Origin of the sequence: Aliiroseovarius sp. (genome assembly GCF_030148435.1) — a bacterium.
In the GTDB taxonomy this organism is placed as follows: Bacteria; Pseudomonadota; Alphaproteobacteria; order Rhodobacterales; family Rhodobacteraceae; genus JASBTN01.
In genome coordinates this window covers 32,579-56,216 of the sequence record NZ_JASBTN010000066.1, presented here as the reverse complement: position 1 = coordinate 56,216, position 23,638 = coordinate 32,579, and the positions used below count along the sequence as shown (strand labels likewise).

The 23,638-nt window shown below is 64.7% G+C and carries 23 protein-coding genes; 7 read left to right on the top strand and 16 right to left on the bottom strand.

The window, feature by feature from the left end; all coding sequences use genetic code 11:
• Window positions 1–79: 79 nt before the first annotated feature.
• The 13 genes from Q1V43_RS12010 to Q1V43_RS11950 form a co-directional block, all read right to left on the bottom strand.
• Window positions 80–376, bottom strand: a complete 297-nt coding sequence (locus tag Q1V43_RS12010; protein ID WP_300518196.1) for a hypothetical protein — start codon at window positions 374–376, stop codon at window positions 80–82.
• Window positions 373–1,590 carry an NADH-quinone oxidoreductase subunit D gene (locus Q1V43_RS12005; RefSeq protein ID WP_300518228.1) on the bottom strand — a complete coding sequence of 406 codons (1,218 nt, stop codon included), beginning with the start codon at window positions 1,588–1,590 and terminating at the stop codon, window positions 373–375. Before Q1V43_RS12005 ends, Q1V43_RS12010 begins: the two co-directional genes overlap by 4 nt.
• Window positions 1,587–2,450: a sulfotransferase gene (locus Q1V43_RS12000; RefSeq protein ID WP_300518194.1), complete on the bottom strand. Its 864-nt coding sequence runs from the start codon at window positions 2,448–2,450 to the stop codon at window positions 1,587–1,589. Before Q1V43_RS12000 ends, Q1V43_RS12005 begins: the two co-directional genes overlap by 4 nt.
• A gap of 7 nt (window positions 2,451–2,457) precedes the next feature.
• Window positions 2,458–3,081, bottom strand: coding sequence for an NADH-quinone oxidoreductase subunit C (locus Q1V43_RS11995; RefSeq protein WP_300518191.1), 624 nt, complete (start codon window positions 3,079–3,081; stop codon window positions 2,458–2,460).
• 6 nt (window positions 3,082–3,087) lie between these two features.
• Window positions 3,088–3,627 carry an NADH-quinone oxidoreductase subunit B gene (locus Q1V43_RS11990; protein ID WP_300518188.1) on the bottom strand — a complete coding sequence of 180 codons (540 nt, stop codon included), beginning with the start codon at window positions 3,625–3,627 and terminating at the stop codon, window positions 3,088–3,090.
• Entirely contained in the window at window positions 3,627–3,992 is a 366-nt protein-coding gene (locus tag Q1V43_RS11985; RefSeq protein WP_300518185.1) for an NADH-quinone oxidoreductase subunit A, read from the bottom strand. The genes Q1V43_RS11990 and Q1V43_RS11985 overlap by 1 nt, the downstream gene beginning before the upstream one ends.
• A 468-nt stretch (window positions 3,993–4,460) precedes the next feature.
• Window positions 4,461–5,243, bottom strand: a complete 783-nt coding sequence (locus tag Q1V43_RS11980; RefSeq protein ID WP_300518182.1) for a crotonase/enoyl-CoA hydratase family protein — start codon at window positions 5,241–5,243, stop codon at window positions 4,461–4,463.
• Window positions 5,236–6,105: a hydroxymethylglutaryl-CoA lyase gene (locus tag Q1V43_RS11975; protein WP_300518179.1), complete on the bottom strand. Its 870-nt coding sequence runs from the start codon at window positions 6,103–6,105 to the stop codon at window positions 5,236–5,238. The genes Q1V43_RS11980 and Q1V43_RS11975 overlap by 8 nt, the downstream gene beginning before the upstream one ends.
• Window position 6,106: 1 nt before the next feature.
• Window positions 6,107–6,784, bottom strand: coding sequence for a glutathione S-transferase family protein (locus Q1V43_RS11970; RefSeq protein WP_300518176.1), 678 nt, complete (start codon window positions 6,782–6,784; stop codon window positions 6,107–6,109).
• Window positions 6,777–8,711, bottom strand: coding sequence for an acetyl/propionyl/methylcrotonyl-CoA carboxylase subunit alpha (locus Q1V43_RS11965; protein WP_300518173.1), 1,935 nt, complete (start codon window positions 8,709–8,711; stop codon window positions 6,777–6,779). Before Q1V43_RS11965 ends, Q1V43_RS11970 begins: the two co-directional genes overlap by 8 nt.
• Window positions 8,712–9,263, bottom strand: a complete 552-nt coding sequence (locus tag Q1V43_RS11960) for an O-acetyl-ADP-ribose deacetylase (protein ID WP_300518170.1) — start codon at window positions 9,261–9,263, stop codon at window positions 8,712–8,714.
• 244 nt (window positions 9,264–9,507) lie between these two features.
• Window positions 9,508–11,112, bottom strand: a complete 1,605-nt coding sequence (locus tag Q1V43_RS11955; protein ID WP_300518167.1) for a carboxyl transferase domain-containing protein — start codon at window positions 11,110–11,112, stop codon at window positions 9,508–9,510.
• A complete protein-coding gene (locus Q1V43_RS11950) occupies window positions 11,109–12,272 on the bottom strand; it encodes an isovaleryl-CoA dehydrogenase (RefSeq protein ID WP_300518164.1) in 1,164 nt (387 codons plus the stop codon). The genes Q1V43_RS11955 and Q1V43_RS11950 overlap by 4 nt, the downstream gene beginning before the upstream one ends.
• A 244-nt stretch (window positions 12,273–12,516) precedes the next feature.
• Between Q1V43_RS11950 and Q1V43_RS11945 the strand changes: the two genes are divergently transcribed.
• A complete protein-coding gene (locus Q1V43_RS11945) occupies window positions 12,517–12,828 on the top strand; it encodes a hypothetical protein (RefSeq protein ID WP_300518161.1) in 312 nt (103 codons plus the stop codon).
• Window positions 12,829–12,848: 20 nt separating this feature from the next.
• On the opposite strand, the gene Q1V43_RS11940 is transcribed toward Q1V43_RS11945, so the two are convergent.
• Complete coding sequence (locus tag Q1V43_RS11940; RefSeq protein WP_300518158.1) at window positions 12,849–14,048, bottom strand: aminotransferase class I/II-fold pyridoxal phosphate-dependent enzyme; 1,200 nt, start codon at window positions 14,046–14,048, stop codon at window positions 12,849–12,851.
• Window positions 14,049–14,150: 102 nt separating this feature from the next.
• Between Q1V43_RS11940 and Q1V43_RS11935 the strand changes: the two genes are divergently transcribed.
• Complete coding sequence (locus Q1V43_RS11935; protein ID WP_300518155.1) at window positions 14,151–15,470, top strand: MmgE/PrpD family protein; 1,320 nt, start codon at window positions 14,151–14,153, stop codon at window positions 15,468–15,470.
• Here Q1V43_RS11935 and Q1V43_RS11930 read toward each other — a convergent pair.
• Window positions 15,428–16,096 carry an HAD-IA family hydrolase gene (locus tag Q1V43_RS11930; protein ID WP_300518152.1) on the bottom strand — a complete coding sequence of 223 codons (669 nt, stop codon included), beginning with the start codon at window positions 16,094–16,096 and terminating at the stop codon, window positions 15,428–15,430. The two genes, Q1V43_RS11935 and Q1V43_RS11930, sit on opposite strands and share 43 nt — an antisense overlap.
• A 127-nt stretch (window positions 16,097–16,223) precedes the next feature.
• Here Q1V43_RS11930 and glmU point away from each other — a divergent pair, with 127 nt between their 5' ends.
• The 5 genes from glmU (at window position 16,224) to Q1V43_RS11905 (ending at window position 22,384) form a co-directional block, all read left to right on the top strand.
• Complete coding sequence (gene glmU, locus Q1V43_RS11925) at window positions 16,224–17,570, top strand: bifunctional UDP-N-acetylglucosamine diphosphorylase/glucosamine-1-phosphate N-acetyltransferase GlmU (RefSeq protein ID WP_300518150.1); 1,347 nt, start codon at window positions 16,224–16,226, stop codon at window positions 17,568–17,570.
• A complete protein-coding gene (glmS, locus tag Q1V43_RS11920; protein WP_300518148.1) occupies window positions 17,571–19,388 on the top strand; it encodes a glutamine--fructose-6-phosphate transaminase (isomerizing) in 1,818 nt (605 codons plus the stop codon). It abuts the gene before it with no gap.
• Between the two features lie 46 nt (window positions 19,389–19,434).
• A complete protein-coding gene (locus Q1V43_RS11915; protein WP_300518226.1) occupies window positions 19,435–20,139 on the top strand; it encodes a DNA alkylation repair protein in 705 nt (234 codons plus the stop codon).
• A 102-nt stretch (window positions 20,140–20,241) separates the two neighbouring features.
• On the top strand, window positions 20,242–21,249 hold the full coding sequence (gene moaA / locus Q1V43_RS11910; protein ID WP_300518146.1) for a GTP 3',8-cyclase MoaA: 1,008 nt from the start codon (window positions 20,242–20,244) through the stop codon (window positions 21,247–21,249).
• Window positions 21,250–21,253: 4 nt separating this feature from the next.
• Window positions 21,254–22,384, top strand: a complete 1,131-nt coding sequence (locus Q1V43_RS11905) for a class I SAM-dependent RNA methyltransferase (protein ID WP_300518144.1) — start codon at window positions 21,254–21,256, stop codon at window positions 22,382–22,384.
• Window positions 22,385–22,459: 75 nt separating this feature from the next.
• Here the strand turns inward: Q1V43_RS11905 and Q1V43_RS11900 are convergent, their stop codons facing one another.
• Window positions 22,460–23,626 carry a M20 aminoacylase family protein gene (locus Q1V43_RS11900; RefSeq protein ID WP_300518141.1) on the bottom strand — a complete coding sequence of 389 codons (1,167 nt, stop codon included), beginning with the start codon at window positions 23,624–23,626 and terminating at the stop codon, window positions 22,460–22,462.
• Between the last annotated feature and the right edge of the window lie 12 nt (window positions 23,627–23,638).

The window sequence follows — 23,638 nt, the reverse complement described above, 5'->3', positions numbered from 1 at the left end:
GTCCGGGCCTCCCGTTTCGCGCAGTTCGGAGACTGCCTTTGGAGCTTTCGCCCCGCTATGCTGCCCCCACGGCGCATGTTTATTCGCAGGCCTCGTTCACCAGGCGAATGCCTTCGCCGGCTTCGATACCAGTGACCTGACCCTGTTCGATCAGATAGCCCACGATGATTTCCAGTTTCTCTTCGTCAAAGCCGGTGGCGGTTTCGATGGTGTCCCCGTCGGCATCCGTGGCCACCAGGCAGCTGTTGTCAAGCATGGCCTGAATGAAGCTGTCCACGTCATCCTGGGTTACGCCCGAAGGCAGTTCCACGGCCTGCGCCATACCGGCGCCAAACACGAAAAGGGCGATTGCGGTCTTCAGGGTCTTCATATTCATCTGTCGATCTCTCCAAACACGATGTCCATGGTTCCAATGATCGCCGCGACGTCCGCCAGTTGATGGCCGCCGGCGACGTGATCCATGGCCTGGAGATGAAGATACCCGGGCGCACGGATCTTCGCGCGGTAGGGCTTGTTCGAGCCGTCCGCGACCAGATAGACACCGAATTCTCCTTTCGGCGCCTCAACGGCCGCGTAGACCTCGCCCGCGCGCACGTGGAACCCTTCAGAATACAGTTTGAAGTGGTGAATAAGGCTTTCCATGGACATTTTCATGGCATCGCGCTTTGGCGGAGACAGTTTGCCCCGCGCCAGAACGTCGCCCTGCCCCTCGGGGGCACGCAGTTTTTCGATCGCCTGAAGGATGATTTTGGTCGACTCGCGCATCTCGGCCATGCGCACGAGGTAGCGGTCGTAGCAGTCGCCGTTCTTGCCGATGGCGATCTGGAAATCGAACTCGTCATAGCACTCGTAGGGCTGGCTGCGACGCAGGTCCCAGGCCAGGCCCGAGCCGCGCACCATCACGCCCGAGAAGCCCCAGTTCAGGATGTCTTCCTCGGTCACGATGCCGATATCCGCGTTGCGCTGCTTGAAAATCCGGTTTTCCGTCAGCAGGTCGTCGATATCGTCCAGAGCGGCCGGGAACTTGTGCGCCCAGGCCTCGATGTCGTCGATCAGATCGGGCGGCAGGTCCTGATGCACGCCACCGGGACGGAAATAGTTGGCGTGCAGGCGCGCGCCACAGGCCCGTTCGTAGAAGATCATCAGGTCTTCACGCTGTTCGAACCCCCAGAGCGGCGGGGTCAGCGCGCCGACGTCCATCGCCTGGGTGGTGACGTTCAGAAGGTGGTTCAGGATGCGTCCGATTTCCGAATAGAGCACACGGATCAGCTGCCCGCGACGCGGTACTTCGGTGCCGGTCAGCTTTTCGATCGCCAGACACCAGGCATGTTCCTGGTTCATCGGCGCCACATAGTCGAGACGGTCGAAATAGGGGATGTTCTGCAGGTAGGTGCGGCTTTCCATCAGCTTTTCGGTGCCACGGTGCAGCAGGCCGATATGCGGGTCGGCGCGCTCCACGATCTCGCCATCCAGCTCCAGCACCATGCGCAGCACACCGTGTGCCGCCGGGTGCTGAGGCCCGAAGTTGATGTTGAAATTGCGGATCTTCTGTTCGCCGCTCAGCGTGTCGTCGAAGTTGCCGTCCATCATGCATTCACCATCTTCTGGGTCCATTCCGCCGGCAGCTCACCCATGTAGCGTTCGACGAAATTGTATTGCGGTTTCATCACCTGCATGAGCTGCGCGCGACGCTCACGGGGCAGGTCGGCGCGCAGGCCACCATGCACCACGCGCGAGAAATCGGCCTGCGTCGGGGTGATCCCCAGGAAGGCCGAAAGCCGCGCGATCGCGTCGGGCGAGAACAGGCGTTCATAATATTCGATATGCAGCGCGTCCTTCGCAATGACCGAAGTCAAGCGGTTCAGCGTGCGTCGGTAGTTCGAGCGGTCAAGGATGTTCCGGGCGGTGCCGGCCAGCACGCCATCGACCTTGCGGTCGAGTTCCTTCGGGTCATCGGACCCGACCACCATGCGGATATTCGACCACAGCCGTTCGACCGGGTCACGCAGCAGGTAGACGAAACGCACCCGCTCCATCAGCCCGGCCATGGTCGCCAGCGTCTTTTCCTTCAGAAGCCCGTAGGACGGCGTGAAGTCACCGATCACCCGGACCCCGTCCCGGCCGCGGCCAAGGAAGTCCAGGTAGCCGTCATGGTTCGCCGTCCTGCCGTCAAAGACATTCAGCCACTCGGACAGCTCTCCGGCCAGTTTGGCCTGCCAGGGTTTCGGCTTGTGCTCGGTCGCCGTGGCCAGCCGTCCCTGCGCGTCCGAAAGCTGTGCTTCGAACTGCTTGCGCTGCCAGCCGCCGTTGCCGGCCTCCAGCGCGTCGAAATAGTGCAGCTCCTTCACCGCCGGAAGGTGAACCTCCCGATGGCCGTGCAGATGGTCGAAAAGCCAGCTCGTGCCGGCCTTCGTCGCACCCACGCAGAAGAGAAGAGTTTGCTGCCCCATCGTCGCTTCAGCCGTTGGCCCCGTCGGGCTTGTCTGCGGCCTTGTCATCGCCGGGCAGGATATATTCGGCCCCTTCCCAGGGCGACATGAAGTCGAACTGGCGATAATCCTGGGTCAGCGACACCGGTTCATAGACGATGCGTTTTTCGACCTCGTCGTAACGCACCTCGGTATAGCCCGTGGTCGGGAAATCCTTGCGCAGCGGGTGGCCGCGGAATCCGTAGTCGGTCAGGATCCGGCGCAGGTCCGGGTGGCCGGTGAACAGGATGCCGAACATGTCGAACACCTCGCGTTCGAACCAGTTGGCCGAGGGGTGCACGTCGATGATCGAGGGCACCATGTCCTCTTCCTGCGTTGCGACCTTCACACGGATGCGGTGGTTCTGGTACATCGACAGGAAGTGATAGACCACGTCGAACCGCGCCTCGCGCTCCGGGTAGTCGACCGCCGTGATGTCGACAAGGGTCGAGAAACGGCAGCTCTTGTCGGTCTTCAGGAACTCGATGAAACCGGGCAGCGCGGCCAGCGGCGCGGTCACGGTCAGCTCGTCAAAGGCAACCTCCCACGAAAGCACGCAGTCGGGGCGTTTCGCTTCGATCAGCGCGCCAAGTTCTTGTAGGGCTTCGCTCATGGTCGCTTACCTCACGATCGTGCCGGTGCGGCGGATTTTGCGTTGCAGCTGCAGGATGCCGTAGCACAGCGCCTCGGCGGAAGGCGGGCAGCCAGGCACGTAGATGTCCACGGGCACGACACGGTCGCAACCGCGCACGACGCTGTAGGAATAGTGGTAGTAACCGCCGCCATTGGCGCAGCTTCCCATCGAGATCACGTAGCGCGGCTCGGGCATCTGGTCATAGACCTTGCGCAGGGCCGGGGCCATCTTGTTGGTCAGCGTGCCCGCGACGATCATCACGTCCGACTGGCGCGGAGAGGCGCGCGGCGCGATGCCGTAGCGTTCCAGATCATAGCGCGGCATCGAGGCATGCATCATCTCGACCGCGCAACAGGCCAGGCCGAAGGTCATCCAGTGCAGCGACCCGGTGCGCGCCCAGTTGATCAGGTCGTCCGAGGTGGTCAGCAGGAAGCCCTTGTCGGCCAACTGGTCGTTCAGCACCCGCGTGGCGTGTTCGCGATCACCGCCGGCGGTGTTGGCTCCGGTTTGGAGTCCTTCTGCCATCACTCCCATTCCAGGGCCCCTTTCTTCCATTCATAAGCGAACCCGATGGTCAGGACCGCAAGGAACACCATCATCGACCAGAAGCCGATCACGCCCACGTCCTTGAAGGCCACGGCCCAGGGGAACAGGAAGGCGATTTCCAGGTCGAAGATGATGAACAGGATCGACACAAGGTAGAAGCGGACGTCGAACTTCATGCGCGCATCATCGAAAGCGTTGAAACCGCATTCATAGGCGCTGAGCTTTTCGGGGTCCGGGTTGCGCACGGCCAGAAGGGCGGCGGCGATGATGAAGACGAGGCCAATCAGGATGGCCAGTCCCATGAAAACGATGATGGGGAGGTATTCCCGAAGAAGTTCTTCCACGTGTGGCTCCTTTGATGCGGGTGGGCCGCATGTCGCTAGCTCTGGCCGGTTTACTCCCGCAGGCCCGTAGGGTCAACCGAATGGAGCAAGCATTCCAATATTAAAATAACTATGCGACACAATGACTTGTTTGGCGTCGTATACCATTGTTTACAATTGCGTTTATGGCGGCCCGCAGGGCTGCAACCCGCCCGTCGCAAGCATCTATTTTTCGCAGAAAAATCGTCCCTGACCACGGATTTCCTCAACGCCCCTTGAAATCCGCAGGAGACTCACCAAGGCGCGGCTTCACACCGGCGCAGGTCACAGCCTGCCACAGGTCATGGCCGCCCGGCGAGGGCCACCCTGTCCAGCCCCCCGGTGTCGTGACACGGCCTGCCGGCCATTTTGTCTGTCCCGTTTCACCCGGCAAAACGCAAAGACCCCGCCGAAGCGGGGCCTCAAATCGCCTCGTCCGAAGCCGGGCGCTCAGCCCACCCAGCCGGGTTTGCGCTTGTCGAAGAAGGCGCCGATTCCCTCCTGCGCCTCGTCGCTTTCCCAGCGTTCGACAAGGCCGCGAATGGTCTGGTCGATCACCTCTTCGCTGATCGGCATGCCCAACCAGCGGGTGAATCGCTTGGCCTCGGCCACCGCGCCCGGGGCGCAGGTCAGATAGGGTTTGACCTCGGCCTCCACCGCGTCGTCCAGCGCCTCGGCGGGCACGGCTTTCGCCAGCAGCCCCAGGGTCACGGCCTCTTCGGCACCGAAGATGCGCGCGGACATGAAGACGCGCCGCGCCATTGCCTCGCCCAGGCGGGCCAGTACATAGGGGCCTATGGTGGCCGGGATCAGGCCCAACCGGGTCTCGGTCAGGCCGAACTTGGCGCTGTCCACGCCGATCGCCACATCACAGACCGAGGCCATGCCGACGCCGCCGCCAAAGGCCTGACCCTGCACCCGGCCGATCAAAGGTTTCGGCATTTCATTCAGTGCATTCAGCATCATGGCCAGTTTCTTGGCCTCGACGAACCGGGTGTCCGCATCCGCCGCCATCTGGTCCTGCATCCAGCGCAGGTCGCCCCCTGCACAGAAGCTCTTGCCCGCCCCGGTCAGGATAACCACCCGCACCGCCGGGTCCGCGCCCAGCTTTTCGGCGGCCTCGGTCAGCTCGGCGATCATCTGCGCCGACAGGGCGTTGTGCTTGTCCTCGCGGTCCAGCGTGAGCGTGGCGACGCCCCGGTCATCAATCCTGATCTCTATCGTTTCATACATGGTCTTGTCCTTCCTGCCGCATCCGGCGTGCCATCGCGGCGGCCTGTTCCAGAACGGCACGATCCAGCCCGGTGTCATAGCCCAGCGCGGTGACGCGGTCGTGCACCGCCTCGGTCGCGACATTGCCCGCAGCGCCCGGCGCATAAGGGCAGCCTCCCAGGCCGCCGACGGCAGCGTCAAAGACGCGAAGGCCCTTTTCCAGCGAGACCTCGATATTCGCCAGCGCCCTGCCGCTGGTGTCATGGTAATGCCCCGCGAACATCCCGGGCTCCGCCACGCCCAGCACCGCGTCCAGCATGGCGCCGATGCTGTCAGGTGTGGCCTGTCCGATCGTGTCGCCCAGGCTGACCTCATAGCAGCCCATCGCGATCAGCTTTTCGGCCACCCAGGCAACCTGTTCCGGCGGGGTGGCCCCGTCATAGGGGCAATCGGTCACGCAGGAGACATAGCCGCGGATCGGCAGGCCCGCCGCCTTGGCGGCCTCGGCCACCGGGGCGAAGCGTTCGAGGCTTTCGGCAATCGTCGCGTTGATATTGGCCTTGGAGAACCCTTCGGACGCCGAGCCGAAGATGGCGATCTCGTCGGCCTTGGCGGCCACCGCGCCTTCGAACCCGCGCAGATTCGGCGTCAGGGCCGCGTAGGAGATGCCGTCGCGCCGGGTGATCCCGGCCAGTACGTCAGCCGAGTCCGCCATCTGCGGCACCCACTTGGGGCTTACGAAGCTCGCGATCTCGATCCGTTTGAAGCCCGCAGCGGACAGGGTGTCGACCAGGGCGACCTTCTCTGCCGTCGGGATCTGGCGTTTTTCATTCTGCAACCCGTCACGCGGGCCGACTTCGAAGATTTCGACATATTCCGCCATCTTATTCCTCCGGTACGGGGTAGAAGTCCTGTGCATAGAACCGCTGTTCACCCTCGCGCGCCACCGTGCGCTGGTGCGAGGGCATCGCCTGGATGCGCGCCACATAGCGCAGGATGTTCGGGAACTCGTCCAGCTTCACATAGTAAGGTGCGGCAAACAGGTTGAACCCCATCATGATATCGGCCGCCGTGAACCCACGGTCCAGCAGCCAGTCGCGCCCCTCCAGCCGTGCCTCCAGACCGGCCAGCGTCGCGCGCAACCGCGCCACGTTCAGCTTGATCACGATCGGGCTGGGTTTTGCGGGCGGACGCAGGAAGACCATCTGCAGGTTCAACTGCTCGATCAGGCTGGCCATGGTTTCCGAATAGTGGATCCATTGCAGGTAATCGGTGCGTTCGGCTCCGCCCACCGCCACGCCCAGTTCGGGCGCATAGGTTTCCACCAGGTATTCGACGATGGCCGGGCTTTCGCTCATCGCCATGTCGCCGATTTCAATCGCCGGGATGCGTGCGGCGGGCGAGACCCTGGGCAGCCCACCTTCACGCATCTCGGGCGTGCCGATCTGGTATTCAATGACCTCGAGCGGGCCAATCTTCTGTTCCAGACCGGCCTCCTCGATCAGCCAGAGCACCCGGACCGAGCGCCCGTATTGCACATGGTGCAGCTTGAACTCACTCATCTTCGTCCTCCAGACGGATCAGGGGGGCGCCGGCCTCGACCTGATCGCCATCCGAACAGAGCACCTCGGCCACAACGCCATCGCGCGCCGCTTCCAGCGAGTGCTCCATCTTCATCGCTTCCAGGATCGCCAGCCGGTCGCCCTGCTTGACCTCCTGTCCGGCCCCGGCAAAGACCGCCTTGACCAAGCCCGGCATCGGCGCCTTGATCACGCCCGCCCCGGCCCCGACCCCTGCGTCGCGGTCCAGCGGGTCGGCCACGTGGAACTCCAGCCCCGAGCCGGTGAACACAGTCACCACGTTTCCGGCCCGGGCAACCCGCGGACCGCGGTCGCCGCCCAGCTTCCACTGGCCGTCAATCGCAATCGCCTCAATCTGGTTGTCGCCGACCGTGATCACGTGGTGATCGGCCCCGTACGAAGTGACCACCACGTCGAACTGTTCCTCGCCATGGGTCAGGGTGACGAAATGGTTCAGCCCGCCCCACAGGGTAAATCCCGACCCCTTCGGCTTCAGCAGGTTCAAGGCGGAGAGGGCGGCCGCGCCGATGTCGCTGATCGTCGCACCATCCTCGGCGATCAGGGCATCGAGGTCGCGTTCGATCAGCCCGGTGTCCACATCGCCCGCCGAAAAGCCCTCGTGCCGGGCCAGGGCGCCGAGGAAGCCCAGGTTGGTGACAGACCCGGCGACCTCGCAATGTTCCAGTGCCGCCGTCAGCCGTTGCAGCGCTGCGGCCCGCGTCGCGCCATGCACGGTCAGCTTGGCGATCATCGGGTCATAGAAGGGGCTGATCGTGTCCCCTGCCCGCACGCCGCTGTCGGCGCGAGCACCCTCGGGAAACCGCAGGTGGGTCAGGGTGCCGGTGGCGGGCAGGAAACCCTTCGGCACGTCTTCGGCATAGAGCCGGGCTTCGAAGGCATGGCCGTTGATCGACAGGTCCTCCTGCCGCGCCGGCAGCCCTTCGCCCGAGGCAACGCGCAGCTGCCATTCAACCAAGTCGACCCCGGTGATCTCTTCCGTGACCGGGTGTTCCACCTGCAGACGGGTGTTCATCTCCATGAACCAGAACCCGTCGGGGCGCAGGCCGTTCGCGCCATCCACGATGAATTCGACCGTGCCCGCGCCCTTGTAGCCGATCGCCTCGGCGGCGCGCACACCGGCGCTGCCCATGGCCTCGCGCACCTCGCGGGTCATGCCCGGCGCGGGGGCTTCCTCGATCACCTTCTGGTGACGACGTTGCAGCGAACAGTCGCGTTCGAACAGGTGCACCGCATGGGTGCCGTCGCCAAAGACCTGCACCTCGATGTGGCGGGGGCTGAGGATATATTTCTCGATCAGGACGTCCGGGTTGCCGAAAGCAGTCTGTGCCTCGCCCTGCGCGCTGGCCAGAGCGTCGGCGAAGTCGGCGGGATCATCGACGCGGCGCATCCCCTTGCCGCCGCCGCCCGCGACCGCCTTGATCAGCACCGGATAGCCCATCTTGTCGGCCTCGGCGGCCAGGAAGGCAGGGTCCTGGTTGTCACCGTGATAGCCGGGCACAACGGGCACGCCCGCCTCGACCATCAGCTTCTTGGCGGCGTCCTTCAGGCCCATGGCGCGGATCGCGCTGGCCGAGGGGCCGATGAAGGTCAGGCCCGCAGCCTCGACCGCGTCCACGAAATCGGGGTTTTCCGACAGGAAGCCGTATCCCGGGTGAATGCCCTGCGCCCCGGTGGCAAGGGCAGCGGCGATGATCGCATCGCCCCGCAGGTAGCTTTCGGCAGGTTGCGGCGGGCCGATGTGTATGGCCTCATCCGCCATCATCACGTGTTTCGCCCGCGCATCGGCGTCCGAATAGACCGCCACGGTCGCCACGCCCAACTTGCGGGCGGTTTCCATGACCCGGCAGGCAATCTCGCCCCGGTTTGCAATCAGGATCTTGTTGAACATTCAGTCCTCCTCCCCTCGGGGGGTTGTCATGTCGTCAGGCCAGGTGGCCCCGCCCAGCACGGCGCGATGCGCGGCCGCCGAGGCTTGAGAAAAACAGCACAGGATGATGCGGGCGGGCGTGGGGTTTTCCTTCGCCCAGCCCAGCACGGTGCAGGTGGCGATGCGCGCGGCCTCGTCCACCGGGTAGCCGTAGACGCCGGTCGAGATGGCCGGGAAGGCGATGCTGTCAGCCCCCGCCTCGACGGCCAGACGCAGGCTGTTCACATAGCAGCCCGCCAGAAGCGCCGCCTCGTTCGCGTTGCCGCCCTTCCAGACCGGCCCTACGGTGTGGATCACATGCTTGGCCGGCAGGTTATAGCCACCGGAGACCTTGGCCTGTCCGGTATCGCAGCCGCCCAGCGTGCGGCATTCGGCCAGAAGCTCTGGCCCCGCCGCGCGGTGTATCGCCCCATCCACGCCGCCCCCGCCCAGCAGCGAGCTGTTGGCAGCGTTGACGATCACGTCCACGTTCAGCGTGGTGATGTCGCCGGTGATGATCTCTATCCGGGGCATTGAGCATGCCTTTCGAAGAAGCTCCGCGGGGCGGCGCCCGACCCTGGGTGGGCGCTTGTAAACAGGTGAGCGTTGCAATCCGCGCGCAAAACACGAACCGGCAGTTCGGAGTGAAACGTCGCATTGCGCCCTCCCGTGGGGCGGGTCGGGCGCCGCCCCGCTGCGCGGTGCGTGGCAGGCGTCTTCGCTGACGCTTGGTGAGTGTTGCGTAGGTACACGCCGCCTATGACCACTTGCCTCTGCATCACATGCGGAACACGCCGAACTTCGTCGGCTCGATCGGCGCATTCAGCGCGGCGGACAGGGACAGGAACAGCACGTCGCGGGTCTTGCGCGGGTCGATAACACCGTCGTCCCACAGCCGCGCGGAGGCGTAGAGCGGGTGCGACTGTTCCTCGAACATGTCGATGGTGGGCTGTTTGAAGGCGGCCTCTTCCTCGGCCGACCATTCGCCGCCCGACCGTTCGATCGCGTCGCGTTTCACCGTCGCCAGCACGCCGGCCGCCTGTTCGCCGCCCATCACGGAGATGCGTGAATTCGGCCAGGACCACATGAACCGCGGCTGATAGGCGCGCCCCGCCATGCCGTAGTTGCCCGCGCCGTAGGATCCGCCCACGACCATGGTCACTTTGGGCACGTTGGTGGTGGCCACCGCTGTCACCATCTTGGCGCCGTGACGGGCGATGCCTTCGTTCTCGTATTTGCGGCCAACCATGAAACCGGTGATGTTCTGCAGGAAAATCAGCGGTATATTGCGCTGGCTGCACAGTTCCACGAAATGCGCACCCTTCTGGGCGGCCTCCGAGAAGATCACGCCGTTGTTGGCGATGATGCCGACCGGACAGCCTTTCAGATGGGCGAAACCGGTCACTATGGTTTCGCCAAAGCGCGGTTTGAACTCGTCGAAGCGCGAGCCATCCACCACGCGCATGATCACCTCGCGGATGTCATAGGGCGTGCGCAGGTCGGCGGGCACGACGCCCAGCAGCTCCTCGGGATCATAAAGCGGCTCTTCGGGCTCCTGCCATTTGACCGTAGAGGGCTTCTCGCGGTTCAGGCTTTCAACCGCCCGGCGCGCCAGCGCCAGCGCGTGGCCGTCATCCTCGGCCAGGTAGTCGGCCACACCGGACAGGCGCGTATGCACGTCGCCGCCGCCCAGGTCTTCGGCGGACACGACCTCGCCGGTCGCGGCCTTTACCAGAGGGGGGCCGGCCAGGAAGATCGTGCCCTGTTCCTTCACGATGATGGTCACGTCCGACATGGCGGGCACATAGGCACCCCCGGCGGTGCACGATCCCATCACCACGGCAATCTGCGGGATGCCCTTCGCCGACATGCGCGCCTGATTGTAGAAGATGCGCCCGAAATGGTCGCGGTCGGGGAAGACCTCGTCCTGGTTCGGCAGGTTCGCCCCGCCACTGTCGACCAGATAGATGCAGGGAAGGTTGTTTTCCTCGGCAATCTCTTGTGCGCGCAGGTGTTTCTTGACCGTCATCGGGTAATAGGTGCCACCCTTCACGGTGGCATCGTTGCAGACAACCATGACCTCTTGGCCATGCACCTGCCCGATGCCCGCGATCACACCCGCGCAGGGGGCGGCATCGTCATACATGCCATGGGCGGCGGTGGCGCCGACCTCAAGGAACGGGCTGCCCGGGTCCAGCAGGTTCGCGACCCGGTCACGTGGCAGCATCTTGCCGCGCGAGAGGTGACGTTCACGGGACCGTTCGCCCCCGCCAGCGGCCGCCTTGGCCGCCGCCGCGCGAATGGTGTCCAGTGCGTCCAGATGCCCCGCGCGATTCGCCTTCCAGGCGTCCGATCCGGGCATGGCTTGGGATTGCAGTTTCATTTCATCGCCCCCATCAGTTCCCGGCCGATCAGCATGCGGCGGATTTCGGACGTGCCCGCGCCGATCTCCATCAGCTTGGCGTCGCGGAAGATGCGGCTCACGGGGGTTTCGTTCATGAAGCCCATGCCGCCCATCGCCTGCACCGCCTGGTGGGCGCATTTCATTGCTTCCTCGGACGCGTACAGAACACAGGCCGCCGCATCCTGGCGGGTCACTTCGCCCCGGTCACAGGCCTTGGCAACCTCGTAGACATAGGCCCGCGCCGAGTTCATCGCGGTGTACATGTCCGCCACCTTGGCCTGCATCAACTGGAAATCCCCGATCGGTTTGCCGAACTGCTTGCGCTGCGCGAGATAGGGCATGATCTCGTCCAGGCAGGCGGCCATGATGCCGGTGCCGATGCCCGACAGAACCACCCGTTCATAGTCGAGGCCCGACATCAGCACGGCAACCCCCCTGCCTTCCTGGCCCAGCACGTTTTCGAAGGGAACTTCGACGTCTTCGAAGATCAGCTCGGCAGTGTTCGACCCGCGCATGCCCAGCTTGTCGAAATGCGGCGAGGTCGAGAAGCCGACCATTTCCTTTTCGATGATGAAGGTGGTGATCCCCTTGGGACCGGCCTCCGGGTCGGTCTTGGCATAGACCACCAGCACGTCGGCGTCCGGGCCGTTGGTGATCCAGAACTTGGTGCCGTTCAGCACGTAGTAGCCGTTGCGCTTTTCCGCCTTCAGCTTCATCGACACGACGTCGGAGCCCGCGCCAGCTTCGGACATCGCCAGCGCGCCGATCTTTTCGCCCGAACACAGGCCCGGCAGGTATTTCGCCGCCTGTTCCGGGGTCGCGTTGCGGCGGATCTGGTTCACGCAGAGGTTCGAATGCGCGCCGTAGGACAGCGAGACCGAGGCCGAGGCGCGGGCGATCTCTTCAACAGCCACCACATGGGCCAGATAGGACATGTCCGAGCCGCCATATTCCTCGGGCGTGGTGACGCCCAAGAGGCCCAGGTCGCCGAATTCCTTCCACAGCTCGTTGGGAAATTCGTTCTTTTCATCCACCTCGGCGGCGATGGGTTTGATGCGGTCCTGGGCGAAGCGGTGCACCATCTCACGCAGGGCGTTGACGTCTTCACCAAGGTCGAAATTCATCGTGTGATTGAACATGGGCCTCTCCTCCGGGCGGTATTGCAGTCAGCCGAGGTGTTTCCGGCATTATTGAACGTTTGTTCATTTATTAGGATGCACGCACGATTCGGGTCAATACGCACGCAGCGTCACGAACCCGGCGCGCCCGGGGAGAAAAGCGGATTTTCAGCAGAAACTGTGCTAAACTGAGCCCGTTCATTTGACGGTACGAGTTCCCGGAACCCCATCGAGCGGTCGAGGCACCCACGAGGGAGTTTTTCACATGATGATCGCACGCTGGCAGTTTACCGCGAAGTTCGGCTACAAGCAGAAGGCCATCGACCTGATCAAGAAATGGAACGAAGAAATCGGTTCACAGACCGATATCGACGTCACAAGGGAACGCATCATTACCGGATCGGTCGGTGTCAGCGAAGGCCTGGTCGAAACCGAATTCGAAATCGAAGGCCTGGATGAGCTGCAAAAATTCTTCGACAAGATCGCCACGGTCAAAATGCACGATGACTGGGGGCGCGACATGGGCGAAGTGATCGTTTCAGGTTCAACCCGGTGGGAGGTTTTCCGGGTCGTCTGACCGGGGGCCGCAGAACGGCGTCACCCCGAAGCCTGGTTGTGGACCGACCGGACCTCGGCCCGGATGATCCGTGCAATCAGTGCGCAATCCTCAAGCGAGAAGGTCAGCGGCAAGCGCAGGTCAAGGATGCCTTTCAACACCCGGTCGGTCGCGGGCATCCGCTCGCTCGGCGCATAGCGCCAGCTGTCATAGCGCGAGGTGAACCCGGCAGGCTCGGCCCCGCCGAACCATTTCAGTTCGACGCCACGATCCGCACAGCGCTGCACGACCTGGTTCACCGCCTCCTCCGACCAGTCGAGCAGCAGGAACTGAAAGGAGGACATGACATAGTCCTCTGCTTCGGGCCGTTCGATCACCGTCAGACCGGGTGTGCCCGCAAGCCCCTCTTCGACCACGCGGTAGCGCGCATTCCAGGCGGCGCATTGGTCCCGGAGCCTCGCCAGCTGCGGGCGCAGCACCGCCGCGCGCAGATTGTCCATCCGGCCCGAGATATTCGGGGTCACATATTTCACCCGCTCGAACACCTCCGGCCCCGGCGCGGCCAGGTGGCGTTCATAAAGCATGTAGCTGCCCGAGAGCATTACCGCGCGGGCCATCAGCTCCGCGTCATCCGAGATCAGCAAGCCCCCCTCGCCGGAATTCGCGTGTTTGTAGGTCTGGGTCGAATAGGCGGCCATGACACCATGGCGCCCGGACGGCACCCCGTTCCAGCGCGCGCCCATCGTGTGGGCGCAATCCTCGATAACCTTGACCCCGGCCCCGTCGCAGAGCGCCATCAGCGCGCCCATGTCGCAGATATGTCCACGCATATGCGACAGCAGCAGTACGTCAGCCTGATCCAGCTTCGCGGCCAGATCGTCCAGATCAATCACCAGCGCCTCGGTCACGCCGACGAAAACCGGCTGCGCCCCGACCGAGGCAATCGCCCCCGGCACCGGTGCCAGGGTGAAGGCATTGGTCAGCACCCTGTCGCCCGGCCTAACCCCGACCGCGCGCAGGGCGGTGGCAATGGCATAGCCGCCCGAGGCCACCGCGAGCGCATATGTCGAGCCCATCAGCGCGGCGAACTCCTGCTCCAGCAGCGCGGCCTCGGACAGCTCGTCGCCCAGCGTATTGTACCGGTGCAGCCGCCCGCTCCGCATGACGCGGAGGGCCGCTTCGATTCCCTCGTCGGGGATCGGCTCCTGCTGGGTGAAAGACCCTGTGAATCGCTCGTTCATGGGGCGGAGATTGGGCGGGCCGGGCGGGAAGGTCAAAGAAAAAGCCGGGATCGTGTCGCAAACAGGCAATCCGCGCTTACGCTGACAGCCGAGGCTGGAGCCATGGATACACTGGATTTCATTCACGACCTGCAATGGTCGGACCTGCCCGCCGAAGTGCAAAAACAGGCGGAGCTGAACCTTCTGGACCTGACTGGCATCGGCATCGCCGCCGCGCCCCTGCGCGCCAGCCGGATCGCCTGCGGCTACGTGAGTGTTCAGAACGCCGGCCCCCACCCGATGCTGTTCGACGCCCGCACCGCCTCCGCCCCCGGCGTGGCCCATGCGGCAGCCGTGACCATCGACGCGCTGGACGGCCATGACGGGTTCAACCCGGCCAAGGGCCATGCGGGCGCCTGTGCCCTGCCCGCCGCCTTCGCCATGGCCCATGAGGCGGGCAACATGGACGGCACCGCGTTCCTGACCGCGATCGTGCTGGGCTATGAGCTGGGCTGCCGCCTGGCCCTCGCGCTGCATGGCTCGGTTCCGGAGTATCACACCTCGGGCGCCTGGGGCGCGGTGGCGGCGGCCGGAATCGGCGCGCGCTATCTTGGCCTCGGACGCGAGGCCAGCCGCCACGCCCTGGGCATCGCCGAATATCACGGCCCGCGCAGCCAGATGATGCGCTGCATCGACCACCCGACCATGGTCAAGGATGGGTCGGGCTGGGGGGCAATGTCGGGCGTATCCGCCGCGCTGCTGGCGCAGGCCGGGTTCACCGGTGCGCCCGCGTTGACGGTCGAAGAGGTCCACGCCCCCTGGCACGATCTGGGCCAGCGCTGGCTGACGCTGGAACAGTATTACAAGCCCTGGCCGGTCTGCCGCTGGGCCCATGGCCCGATCGGCGGCGTGCTGGAGCTGCGCGCGCGCCACGGCGTGAGTGCCGATCAGGTCGATCACATCGGGGTGGAAACCTTTGCGCAATCCGTGCGCCTGGCCACCGCCGAACCCCGGCTGACCGACGAGGCGCAATATTCCACCTCCTTTCCCAGCGCGGTGGCCCTTGTCCGGGGCGACGTGACCCCCGCAGACCTTGTGGAAGAGGCGCTTGACCACCCGGAGGTGCTGCGCCTGTCACGCTCCATGGTGATGGAGGAACACGACCGCGCCAACGCGGCCTTTCCCGACACGCGCCTGTCGCGCACCCGCCTGGTGCTGAAGGACGGCACCGTGTTGCAGGGTGACTGGATGGAACCGAAATGGGACGCCTCCGCCCCACCCTCCGAGAAAGAATTGCGAAGCAAGTTCAGGAGGTTGGCCGGCGATCTTGCCAAGCCGGTCGAGGCCGCGGTTTCGGCCCTGCCGACCGAAGGGCTTGCGCCGCTGACCCGCCTCCTCAATCAACCAATAAGCCGGGAGACCACCAGGTCCAGCTCGTCATAGTGATCCAGAAGGGCCTCGGGCGCCAGCGCCTCGACCCCGCGCCCGTCCGGACCGAAAGTTACCAGGACGGACGGCACGCCCACGGCCCGCGAGGTGTTGCGGTCGGTTTCCGTGTCGCCGATCAGCACCGAGCGCGCCACCGTGCCACCGGCGCGTTCGACCGCCGCCACATAGGGCGCCGGATCCGGCTTGCGCGTGGGCAGCGTGTCCGCCCCCACCAGGCTGGCGAACATGTCGCGCACGCCCAGCCGGGTCATCAGAATCTCGGCCAGGGCTTCGGGCTTGTTGGTGCAGATACCGATCGCATAGCCCGCGACCCGCAGGCGCTCGACCGCATCGGCACAGCCCGGGTAGAGCATCGTGTGCCGGTCGATATCCGCCTCATAGGCCGCCAGCAGGTTGGGAAACTCGCGATCCACCGCCGCCTCGCCGCCGCCCCCCAGCCGGGCGAACCCCAACCGCAGCATGGCCCGCCCGCCGCGAAAGGCGGTGGCGGCATCTGCCACCGGGTCCAGAAGATCGCCATGCCCCAGCCCGCGAAAACAGGCGTTGGCCGCCGCGATCAGATCCCCGGAGGTATCGGCCAGCGTGCCGTCCAGATCGAAGATCACCGTTCGCTTGGTCATGCGCTGTTTCCCTCTCGGCAAAGCCCCGCCGCCCATGTTACAGATCGAAAGGGAATTTGATCCCCTGCCCCTTGCGGGTGGGTACACTAGAGTTAAAACGACCCGGAACGAAATTGAAGAGCCGATTATGTCGATAGCCCTTATCATTCTTGCCGCAGGCAAGGGTACCCGCATGGAAAGCGACCTTCCCAAGGTCATGCACGAACTGGGCGGCGCACCGCTCTTTGCACACGCCTGGAACCACGGTCGCGCGCTGGAGCCCGCGCGCACGGTGATCGTCGCCGGTCACGGCGCCGCGCTGGTTGAAACGGCCGCGCGCAAAATTGACCCGGAGATCACCGTGGTGGTGCAGGAAGACCAGCTTGGCACCGGTCACGCCGTCGCCCAGGCCCGCGCGGCCCTGGAGGGGTTCGACGGGGATGCCGTGGTGCTGTATGGCGACACGCCCTTTACCGGGGAAAAGACGCTGGCGCGGTTGGTAGAGGCGCGCAAGTCGGCGGATGTGGTCGTGCTGGGGTTCGAAGCCGCCGACCCGGGCCGCTATGGTCGGTTGGTGATGGAAGGAGACCGCCTGTCGCGCATCGTCGAATTCAAGGACGCAACGGATGAAGAACGCGCCATAAGTCTTTGCAACAGCGGCGTTATTTGTGCGGAGGCCGCCACGTTGCTCGAGCTGGTCGCGGAGGTGGGCAATGACAATGCCTCGGGCGAATACTATCTGACCGACATCATCGAGGTGGCGAGTATGCGCGGCCTCACCGCCACCGCCGTCACCTGTGACGAGGCCGAAACCCTGGGCATCAACACCCGCGGGGAACTGGCCGAGGCTGAACGGATTTTCCAGGCCCGCGCCCGCCGCGAGGCGATGGCGAACGGTGCGCTGCTGCAAGCGCCCGACACGGTGCATTTCTCGGCCGATACGGTGATCGGACGCGACGCGATTATCGAACCCAACGTGGTCTTTGCCCCCGGCGTGACGGTGGAAAGCGGCGCGCGGATCCGGGCCTTTTCGCATCTGGAGGACTGCCATGTCTCCAGGGACGCCGTGGTCGGCCCCTATGCCCGCCTGCGCCCGGGAACGGAGCTCGCGAACGGTGCCAAGATCGGCAATTTCGTCGAGATCAAGAACGCGCAGATCGGCGAAGGGGCGAAGGTCAACCACCTCTCCTACGTGGGCGACGCGACCGTGGGCGAAGCGGCCAACCTTGGCGCGGGCACCGTGACCTGCAACTATGACGGGGTGATGAAGCACCGCACGACGATTGGCGCACGGGCTTTCATCGGCTCGGACACGATGCTGGTGGCGCCCGTTACCGTGGGCGACGAGGCAATGACGACCACCGGCTCGGTGATCACCAGGGACGTGCCTGCTGGCGCCATGGCGATTGCCCGGGCCGAACAGGTGAACAAGCCGGGACTGGCGGTGAAATTCTTTGCGCGCCTGCGTGCGATCAAGGCGAAGAAAGGCAAGTAAATGTGCGGAATTGTTGGAGTTCTGGGTAATCATGAAGTTGCCCCCATCCTGGTCGAAAGCCTGAAACGTCTGGAATATCGTGGCTATGACAGTGCCGGGATTGCCACCATCAATGGCGATGGTCGCCTTGAGCGCCGCCGCGCCGTGGGCAAGCTGGTGAACCTGTCGGATCTTCTGGTGCATGACCCTCTGCAGGGCAAGGCAGGCATTGGGCACACCCGCTGGGCCACCCATGGCGCGCCGACCACGGACAATGCCCACCCGCACCGTGCGGGCCGTGTGTCCGTGGTGCACAACGGGATCATCGAGAACTTCCGCGAACTGCGGGAAGAGCTGGCCGCCGATGGCATCGAATTTGCCACCGAAACCGACACCGAAACCGTCGCGCTGCTGGCCAGCCACCATCTGGACCGGGGGCTGAGCCCGGCTGAAGCCGTTGCAGAGACACTGAAGCGGCTCGACGGGGCCTTTGCGCTCTGCTTCCTGTTCGATGGCGAAAACGACCTGATGATCGCTGCCCGCAAGGGCTCGCCACTGGCCATCGGGCACGGCGATGGGCAGATGTTCGTGGGCTCGGATGCCATCGCGCTGGCCCCGATGACCGACCGGATCACCTATCTGGAGGAAGGCGACTGGGCCGTGATCACCCGTCAGGGCGCCGAGATCTTCGACAAGCAGGGCCGCCTGGCCAACCGTCCGGTGAAACGGGTCAAGATGGATTTTGCCCGGATCGAGAAGGACGGGCACAAGCATTTCATGGCCAAGGAAATCGCGCAGCAGCCCACCGTGGCGGGCGAGGTGCTGAACGCCTATGTTCGTGATGGCGAGATCGCGATGGACCTGGGGTTCGACTTCGCGGACATCGACCGCCTGTCGATCGTCGCCTGCGGCACCGCCTTCTATGCCGGGCTGACCGCGAAATACTGGTTCGAACGCTATGCCCGCCTGCCCGTCGACATCGACGTGGCCAGCGAGTTCCGTTACCGCGAGGCCCCGTTTGCCCCGCGCACCGTGGGTGTTTTCGTCAGCCAGTCTGGTGAAACCGCCGACACATTGGCCGCTCTGCGCTACGCGACAGGCAAGGCCGACCGCACCGTGGCACTGATCAATGTGCCCGAAAGCTCGATCGCACGCGAAAGCGACGTGGCGGTGGAAATCCACGCGGGCATCGAGGTCTCGGTCGCCTCGACAAAGGCCTTTACCGGCCAGCTGACCACCTTCGCCATCATGGCGCTGAAGGCGGCGCATGAGCGGGGCCACATGGACGACACGGAACTCGCCACCCGCCTGGCGGAGCTGCGCCAGCTGCCGGGGCTCATGTCCCACGCCCTGACCATCGACGGGGCGGTCGCCAAGGTCGCACGAAAGCTGGCGCTGGCCCGCGACGTCTTGTTCCTGGGTCGCGGCCAGATGTTTCCCCTGGCCCTGGAAGGCGCGCTGAAACTCAAGGAAATCAGCTACATCCATGCCGAAGGTTATGCATCGGGCGAGCTGAAACACGGCCCCATCGCGCTGGTCGACAAGGAAACCCCCACCGTGGTCATGGCACCGCGCGACGGGCTGTTCGACAAGACCGTGTCCAACATGCAGGAGGTCATGGCGCGCGGCGGACGGGTGCTGCTGGTGTCGGACGCCAAGAAGGGCGACCGCGCTGCCGAAGGGGCGTGGGAGACGCTGACCCTGCCCCACGCGCCGGAGCTCGTTCAGCCGATCGTCTACGCCGTACCCGCGCAGCTCATCGCCTATCACACCGCCATCGCCAAGGGCACCGACGTGGACCAGCCGCGCAACCTGGCGAAGTCGGTGACGGTGGAATAACTGCCCTTGTCGGGGGCGTACCGGAGAACAAGACGTGACAACCGCAATGACCTTGGAAGACGCTCTGGCCGCCCTGCGCGCCGAGATTGTACCCGGCCGTGCCGAAGGCCAGGCCGAATATCACAAGCAGAGCCGCGAGGTTCTGGGCGTCCCGAACCCGGCAATCAACGATCTGACCAAGGCCTGGCGCAGCGCCCTGACGGTGGAGGAACGCGTGGCGCTCGCCGATCAGCTCTGGCGCAGCGATATCTTCGAAGCCCGGCTGGCCGCCGCCAAGCTGCTGACCCAGGCCCGCATCCACCCTGACGTTGGGGTTTGGGCACTGATCGCCTCCTGGGTGCCCCAGTTCGACAGCTGGGCCATCGCCGACCATGTCAGCATGGCCGGGCAGAAACGGCTGGTCGCCGACCCCACCCGCATCGACGAGGTCGAGGCCTGGACCAAAAGCGACCACATGTGGACCCGCCGCGCGGCCCTGGTGATCACCCTGCCCTGGACCAAGCAGAATTTCCCCAAACCCGAGGAAGAAGCGGTGCGCGACCGGGTGCTGGGCTGGGCCGAGGCTTACGTCGAGGACGGCGACTGGTTCATCCAGAAGGCCATCGCCTGGTGGGTGCGCGACCTGTCGAAACACGACCCGGACCGCGCGCGTACCTTCCTGAAGGCCCATGGCAAGAGGCTGAAACCCTTTGCCCGCAAGGAAGCCGAGAAATACATCTTTCCACCCAGGAAGAAAGCGCCGGAGGCCTGACCACGCGGCGTCCGGCTTCATAGCAAAACCTGCATATTCACAAGGCGGTGGCACGTCGTCGCAGCCCTTGCGGTGTCCCGCGCGCAGGCGTAAATTCGCGCCATGGAAAACGCGCCTCTCATCGACCCGTTCAACCGGGCCGTCACTTATCTGCGGCTGTCCGTTACGGATCGCTGCGATTTCCGCTGCACCTATTGCATGTCCGAAAACATGACTTTCCTGCCCAAGCGCGACCTGCTCTCGCTTGAGGAGCTGGACCGTCTCTGCACCACTTTCATCGGACTGGGCGTGGAAAAACTGCGCATCACCGGTGGTGAACCCCTGGTCCGCAAGGGCATCATGACCTTTTTCAACGCCATGTCGCGTCATCTGGACTCGGGCGCCCTGCGTGAGCTGACCCTGACCACCAATGGCTCCCAGCTGCATCGATTCTCTGATGACCTCTACGCCGCCGGGGTGCGCCGGGTGAACGTCTCGCTCGATACGCTGGACGAAGAGAAATTCGCCAGGATCACCCGCTGGGGCCGCCTGCCCCAGGTGCTGCGCGGCATCGACGCCGCGCAGAAGGCCGGGCTCAGGGTCAAGATCAACGCCGTGGCGCTGAAGGGCTTCAACGAGGAAGAGCTCGACCGGATCATCGACTGGTGTGCCACCCGCGACATGGACCTGACCTTCATCGAGGTCATGCCGATGGGCGACATGGGCGAGGAAAACCGGCTGGACCAGTTCTGGTCGCTGAACGACCTGCGTACGCGTCTTGGGGAACGGTTCACGCTCACTGACCTGGCCGAGCGCACCGGCGGCCCGGCCCGCTACGTTCGGCTCGAAGAAAGCGGGCAGAAGGTCGGTTTCATCACCCCGATGACCCATAACTTCTGTGAAAGCTGCAACCGCGTTCGCCTGAGCTGCACCGGCCAGCTCTATACCTGTCTGGGTCACGATGGCATGTCCGACCTGCGCGCGCCCCTTCGCGAGAACGACAGCGACGACCACCTGGCCGACGCCATCCGCACCGCCATCGGCATCAAGCCCAAGGGCCATGATTTCGACTATTCGCGGCAGGTAATACAGGGCCAGACCATCCGTCACATGAACCACACCGGCGGCTGATACCTTGGCCGAACAGGAGAACTCCGAACTCGACATCTTCCTGGTCGTGCCCCCGGGGCTGGAACAGCTTCTGGCCGAAGAGGCGCGCGAAAAGGGGTTTGCCCTGCCCGAGGTCTCACGCGGCGGCGTCACCGTGCGTGGGCCTTGGTCCGAGGTCTGGCGCGCCAATCTGACCCTGCGCGGCGCCACCCGCGTGCTGGTACGCGTGGGCAGCTTCCGCGCCATGCACCCGGCGCAGCTGGACAAGCGGTCGCGCAAGTTTCCCTGGGGCCAAATCCTGCGCCCGGACGTCCCGGTAAAGGTCGAAGCCACCTGCAAACGCTCGCGCATCTACCACGCCGGCGCCGCCGTGCAGCGGGTGGAAAAGGCGATTTCGGAAACCCTGGGCGCCCCGATCGTCAAGGAGGCCGACAAGGCCCGCGTGCAGTTGAAGGTTCGGATCGAGGACGACCTCTGCACCTTTTCCGTGGATGCCTCGGGTGAAAGCCTGCACAAACGCGGCCACAAACAGGCGATGGGCAAGGCCCCGATGCGCGAGACCCTCGCCGCCCTGTTCCTGCGCCAATGCGGCTATCGCGGCGACGAGCCCGTGCTGGACCCGATGTGCGGCTCGGGCACGTTCGTGATCGAAGCGGCCGAGATCGCCGCAGGCCTTGAGCCCGGCCGCGCCCGCCGTTTTGCCTTCGAGGATCTGGCCACTTTCGACCCGGACGCCTGGGTGGCCATGACCTCCTCCACCCAGCCCGCCGCCCCGGCCCACCGGTTTTACGGATCGGACCGCAACGCCGGCGCGGTAAAAATGGCCACCGACAATGCCACCCGCGCGGGCGTGTCGGACTGGGTCAGCTTTTCCGAAAAGGCCATATCAGACATCGTGCCGCCCGACGGCCCACCCGGCCTGGTGATCGTCAACCCGCCCTACGGCGCGCGGATCGGCAACCGCAAACTGCTCTTCGGCCTCTATGGTTCGCTCGGCAAGACCCTGATGGAGCGCTTCTCCGGCTGGCGCGTCGGCATCGTCACCTCGGACGGGGGCCTCGCCAAGGCAACCGGCCTGCCCTTCCTGCCCACGACGCCCCCGGTGGCCCATGGCGGGCTGAAGATCACGCTCCACCGCACAGACCCCCTCCCCTGACCGACTTCGTTTTTTATCTTGCCCCAAATATCCTGGGGGGTTTGGGGGGCTAGCCCCCCAATGCGCCTTCTCGCCTCACTCCGCTGGCATGCGGCTCTCCACGATCTCCGCCCACCAGGAACAGCCCGTCGGGATGGCGTTGTCGTCGAAATTGTACTCCGGATGGTGCACCGCCGCCGTGTCCCCATTGCCGACCAGGATATAGGCCCCCGGGCGGCTTTCCAGCATATAGGCAAAGTCCTCGCCGCCCATGATCGGCGGCGCTTGCCGGGTTTGCTTGCCAGTGACCCTGGCGGCCACATCTGCGGCAAAGGCGGTCTGTTCGTCGGAGTTTACCATGACCGGATAGCCACGCTGGAAATCCACCCGCGCAGTGGCGCCGAAGGCCGCCGCCGTGCTTTGCGCAAGCGTTTTCAGGTTCTCTTCGGCCAGGTCGCGCACGCCCGCGTCATGGCTGCGCACCGTGCCCTTCAACAGCACATGCTGCGGGATCACGTTATGCGCTTCGCTTTCCGTGCGGAAGGTGCAGGTCGACACCACCACCGGATGCAGAGGGTCCACGTTGCGGCTGGCAATCGACTGCAGCGCAATGACGATATGGGCGGCGACCAGCGTGGTGTCGATCGTCTCATGCGGCTTGGCGGCATGGCCGCCCTTGCCCTCGACATGGATCTCGAACTGATCGGCGGCGGCGAAGAAGGCGCCGGGGCGGATCGCGAATTCGCCCAGCGGCAGGCCGGGCATATTGTGCATGCCATAGACCTCCTGGATGCCGAAACGCTCCATCATGCCGTCATCGACCATCTCCTTGCCGCCGCCGCCGCCTTCCTCTGCGGGTTGGAAGATGACAACGCAGGTGCCGTCGAAATTTCTGGTTTCGCTCAGGTATTTCGCCGCCCCCAGCAGCATCGCGGTATGCCCGTCATGGCCGCAGGCATGCATCCTGCCCGGCTCGGTCGAGGCATAGTCCACCCCTGTCGCCTCAAAGATGGGCAGCGCATCCATGTCGGCACGCAGCCCGATCACCTTGCCTGACCTGTTCGACCTGCCCCTGATCAGCCCGACCACGCCGGTGCGGCCGATGCCGGTGACGACCTCGTCCACGCCAAAGCTGCGCAGTTTTTCCTCGACCAGGGCCGAGGTCCGGTGGGTTTCGAACAGCAGCTCAGGATGGGCGTGGATGTCACGGCGCCATTCGGTGATCTCCGGCAACAGCTCGGCAAAACGGTTCCTGATCGGCATCTGCTTTCTCCA